This window comes from Streptomyces sp. NPDC059371, from assembly GCF_042751995.1.
GTDB lineage: Bacteria > Actinomycetota > Actinomycetes > Streptomycetales > Streptomycetaceae > Streptomyces.
In genome coordinates, this window is record NZ_JBHYXD010000027.1 from 77146 (window position 1) to 82147 (window position 5002).

Sequence of the window (5002 nt, forward strand, 5' to 3'; positions counted from 1 at the left end):
CTCCGGTGGTGGTGAGGGCGGCGGCCACGGCGGTTCCGGTGGCGGTGACGGCGGGGGTTCCGGGGGCGGCGACGGCGGAGGCGGCGAAGAGGGTGGCGGGCACGGTCACGACGGCGGCTCCGGCGGCGAAGGTGGCGGTGGCGGTGGCGGTGGCGACCAGGAGAACACCGGGCGGCGGCCCGGCGGCGGCGGTGGTGAGCCCGGTGGCGGTGACGGCAGCGGTGGCGGGGGCGGTGATCAGGAGAACACCGGGCGCCGGCCCGGCGGCGGCGGTGAACCCGGCGGAGGCGACGGCGGGGGTGGCGAAGGCGGCGGCGGGGGCCGCGCGGGTGTCCTCGGCGGTGCCGAGCGCGTGCGCGGCGGTGTGAGCGCCCCCGGCCTCGACGGCGTCTCCACCCACCTCTCCCCCGCCGCGCCCGATACCGACGGCGGCTTCTCCGGCGGAACGTCTCTCAGCGGCTCCGGCGCGGGCTGAACCGGCGCATGCTCTGCCACGCCTGCCGCGTCCACGTGCGGCGCGACTTCCCGTACTGCCTGTACTGCGGCACCCTGCGCCGCGGCGCGGCAACGACGTCGTACGCCGCGCCGCACCTGCGCGGCCTCGACGACCCCGCCCTGCTCGTCCCGCTCACCGGCCCGGTCACCACGCTGGGGCGGGGCGCGGACAGCGACGTCGTCGTGGCCGACGCCAGCGTGTCGCGCCGCCACGCCCGGATCGTCCGTACGGAGTCGGGCTTCCGGATCGAGGACCTGGACTCGTTCAACGGCACGGCCGTCGCGGGCGTCGACCTGCACGGCGGCGCGGCCCACCTCGCCGACGGCACCGAGCTGTCCGTCGGCGACGTACGCCTGGTGTTCGAGCAGCCCCGCGAGGCCCACATCGGCCAGCGCACCCAGGTCGTCGGCACCCAGCTCACCCAACTCCCCACCGCCGCGCAGGAGGAGGCGGCGCCGGAGGCGAACGGACCGCTCACCGCGCGCCCGCGCCGCCGCTCCGGCTGGGCACTCAAGCAACTGCCCGCCGACCGAGGCGAGGCCCGCTGGGTGCTCAACAACACCCGCACCGGCAGGTATCTGGAGCTGGACGAGCGCCAGGTCTTCCTCTGGAACGCCGCCGACGGCGAGAACACCGTACGGGACCTGCTGTTCGCCTACGCCGACCGCTACGGCGAACTCGCCCTCCCGCGCATCGAGTCGGCGCTCGCCGCATTCGCGGACGCGGGACTGCTGCGCGGCCTGCCCGGCCGTCCCGAGGAGGCGCAGCGGAGGGGTTGGCGGCGGGTGGGGCACGCCGTGTACCGGGCGCTGCTGAAGCTGGAGATCTCCGTCCCCGGCCTCGACCGGGTGGTCACCCGTCTCTACCAGGCCTTCGGGTGGCGGCTGTTCACCCGGACCGGCGTGACGCTGGTGTGGCTGTCGGTGGCCGGCGGGCCGGTCGCGTTCTTCGTCGCCCAGGGCCGGCAGCATCTGCTGGACTTCGGCGGGGCGGGCGTCTGGGGCCCGGTGCTCCTGGCCACCGGATACATATCCGCCCTGGTCGTCCACGAGTTGACGCACGCACTGGCCGTGAAATCGTACGGCCGCAAGGTCCGGCGCGGCGGGTTCCTTCTCATGATGGGCATGCCGTTCGCGTTCGTGGACACCAGCGACATGTGGTTCGGCACCCGCTGGTCACGCGTGGTCGTCGCGCTGTCCGGGCCGCTGTCGACGGCGGCGCTGGCCGGCTGGTGCGCGGCCGGCGCGGCCTTCCTGCCCGCCGGGGCGGCCTCGGCGATCCTGTTCCAACTCGCCTTCGGGCTCTACCTGAACACGCTCTACAACTTCAACCCGCTGATGCCGCTGGACGGTTACCAGGCCCTGACCGACGCGCTGCGGGTGCCGCGGCTGCGCGAGGAGGCGAGCGCGTACTTCCGCAAGGGCCTGTGGCGGGACCTGCGCGCGGGCAGCCGGCCCGGCCCGCGGCAAGCGGGCATGGCCGCGTACGGCCTCGCGGTCGTCGTCGGCACGTACGGCTTCCTCGTCCTGGCCCTGCTGGCCTGGCGCTCCCGGATCGGCGACCTGCTGGAGGGGTGGCTGTCCCCGGCGTGGACCGGGGTCGTCGAGGCCGTCGTGGTCGCCCTGGTGGCCTTCCCTGTGTGGTCCGCGCCGGTGCGCTGGCTGGCCCGGCGGGTGCGGCGCCGGCGGGACGCGCGAGGTGCGGCACCGGCCCCGGCCCTGGGGACGGCCGTGGAGGGAACGGCATGAGCGAGGACACCGGCAGCCCAGGCCGGTGGGCCGTGTCCGGTTACGAAGAGGTGCGCACGCTCGGCGAGGGCGCCGGCGGGCGGGTCGTCCTGGCCCGGCACGCCGCGACCGGGGTGCCGGTGGCGATCAAGTACCTCGGTGAACACCTGCGCGGCGACCGGGAGTTCCTCGCCCGTTTCCGCGCGGAGGCCCGGCTCCTTGGCGAGTTGCGGCACCCGTGCGTGGTGCGGCTGTACGAGTACGTCGAGGCGCGCGGCGGTGCCGCGATCGTGATGGAGGCGGTGGACGGCGTCAGTCTGCGCCAACTGCTGCGCCGACACGGGGCGACCGGCCCCGAGGCCGCCCTGGTCCTGCTCAAGGGCTCGCTGCTGGGCCTCGGCGCGGCGCACGCGGCCGGGGTGGTCCACCGTGACTACAAGCCGGAGAACGTGCTGGTCCGCGCCGACGGCACGAGCGCGCTCGCCGACTTCGGGATCGCCGTACGCACCGGACGCGAGACCGAGGCCGTCGGCACGCCCGCCTACATGGCGCCCGAGCAGTGGCAGGGCGAACCGGCGGGACCGGCCGGCGACGTGTACGCCGCGGCGGCGGTGTTCCACGAGTGCCTGACCGGGCGCCGCCCGTTCACCGGCGACGACGTGGCCGCGCTGCGTCTGCAGCATCTGCGGGCCCCGGTCCCGCTGGAGGACGTACCCGCTCCCGTACGGGGTCTGCTGCGCCGGGGGTTGGCCAAGGACCCGGCGCAACGGCCGGGCATCGAGGCCTTCCTGGCCGATCTGGAGCACTCCGCCCTCGAGGGGTACGGCGCCGGCTGGGAGGAGCGCGGACGCCGCAGGCTCGCCGAACTCACCGCGCTGCTGGCCCTGTTGTTCCCGTTCACCGCGACGGCGACGCTCGAAGCTCCGGCCCAGGCCCTGACACTGCTGGGGCGGGTGAAGCGGAACGGATGGAAGGCCGCCGTCGGGGCGGCCGCGCTGGCGTTCGTGGCGGGCGGGGTGACGTCCGTGGCGGCCCGCCCGCACGACACGTCGACGACGGTGGCCAGTTCGGTACCCTCGGACATCAACTCGCCGACTCCGACGGCCTCTTCGCCGTCCGTGTCCGCGACCGGCGCCTCCCCCACGGCCGACACCACCCCGACCACCACCCCCTCGGGCAGCCCGGCACTCTCCCCCACCCCCACGGTGAGCGCCATCCCATCGGCGGACTCCCCCACGCCGACAGCCGCGAGCCCGGCCGCGCCCACACCCGGCACGGTCACGATCAGCATCGGCTCCTGGCAGCGGGGGCAGACCCCCGGCTCGCTGGTCGCCGCCGTCACCGTCGACACGACCGGCACCTCGCCCGTGACCGTCACGGCCGACTACTACGTGGACACGCCCGCCGACCCCTACGGCAAGCAGACCCGGGTGCTGTCCGGGAGCACGCACTACCCCGTGACCTTCGTGGCCGACTTCGCCAACCACCCGTGCCGGGGCACCTGGACGGTCACACTCACCAGCACTCCGGCGGCCGCGAACGGACCGCAGACGGCCACCCTGGACGCACCGCCGTGCTGAGCGCCGTACCGGGGCGGGAACGAGAACGGATCCACATGACGACAGCCACCACCCTCGCCGGGCGCACCCTGTCGGGCTGGTCGCGCGACGCCCGCCACGGCACCTGGCACGCGCTGCTCCCGGCCCAGTCCGGTGAGCCTGTGCTCGGCGCGCTGCGCATCGACCGTGCCCTGCTCGCGCCGCGGGGCACGCGCGAACGGCTCGCGGCGTCCGTACTCGCCGTCGCGAAGCTCCGGTTGCCCGGGGTGCTCGGCACCGTCGACCTCGTCGCGGAGGCCGGGGAGGTGTGGCTGGTCACCGCCCGGCCACCGGCCCCCACACTCGCGGACCTGCTGGCCCGCGGAGGTACGGGCCCCGACGCGGGCAGCGCGGCCAGCGTCCTGAACGAGTCCGCGCAGACCCTGCTCGCCCTGCACGCGGCCGGCCTCGCCCACGGGGCGCTGGCCGCGGACACCGTCGTCCTGGCCCCGGACGGCGTCGCCCTGCTCGCCGAGGCCGCGCTGGGCACGGTGCTGGGCGACAGCACGGTTCCAGGTGACGGCACGGTGCCGGGTGACGCGCCGGGCTCGGCGCGCCGTACGGCGGACGTCGCGGCCTGGGCCGACCTGGCCCGCACCCTCGGCGAGGCATGGGTGGCTCCCGGCACCCCCGCGGCCGCCGTGTTCGCGCGCTGTCGCGCCACCGCCGGTTCCGAGGGGCTGGCGGCGGCCCGGGCGGCACTGGTCGCCGGGCGCGCGGCGCTGCCGGAGGGTTTTCTGCGGCGTACGGAGCTGCGTGCGGCGGTGGCCGCGGCGACGGCGGCGGACAGGGTGGGGGTGGATGCCCAGCGCGTGCGTTCTCTGGGAGAGGGAGGCGAGGCCCTCGGCTCCGGCAGTGCCGGTTCCGACGTCACCGGTTGCAGCGGTGCCGGTTCCGATGGTGTCGGCCTTGAAGCCGCAGGGTCCAGGGGCACGGAGTCCAAGGGCGCAGAGTCCGGGGACGCGGGTGCCGCGGGCGCGGGTGCCCGGGTCGCAGAGTCTGAGGGCGCAGAGTCCGGGGACGCGGGTGCCGAAGGCGGGGGTGTCCGGGACGCAGGTTCGAGGGACGCAGGGGCCGGGGGTACCGGGGCCGGGGGTACCGGGGCCGGGGGTACCGGGGCCGGGGGTACCGGGGCCGGGGGTACCGGGGCCGGGGGTACCGGGGCCGGGGGTACCGGGGCC

General features: G+C 76.0%; 2 protein-coding genes and 2 pseudogenes. 3 read left to right on the forward strand and 1 reads right to left on the reverse strand.

All coding sequences use genetic code 11. From position 1 onward, the window contains the following. Positions 1 to 400 (reverse strand): annotated as a pseudogene (locus ACFXGX_RS17990) (hypothetical protein); the annotation flags it as partial. Between the two features lie 83 nt (positions 401 to 483). Between ACFXGX_RS17990 and ACFXGX_RS17995 the strand changes: the two are divergent. The 3 genes and pseudogenes from ACFXGX_RS17995 to ACFXGX_RS18005 form a co-directional block, all read left to right on the forward strand. Continuing rightward, the gene (locus tag ACFXGX_RS17995; RefSeq protein ID WP_384791615.1) at positions 484 to 2244 is read left to right on the forward strand and encodes an FHA domain-containing protein; all 1761 of its coding nucleotides are present in this window, start codon (positions 484 to 486) and stop codon (positions 2242 to 2244) included. After that, positions 2241 to 3803, forward strand: coding sequence for a protein kinase (locus ACFXGX_RS18000; protein ID WP_384791618.1), 1563 nt, complete (start codon positions 2241 to 2243; stop codon positions 3801 to 3803). The genes ACFXGX_RS17995 and ACFXGX_RS18000 overlap by 4 nt, the downstream gene beginning before the upstream one ends. Positions 3804 to 3838: 35 nt before the next feature. Beyond that, positions 3839 to 5002: pseudogene (locus ACFXGX_RS18005) on the forward strand (hypothetical protein); the annotation flags it as partial.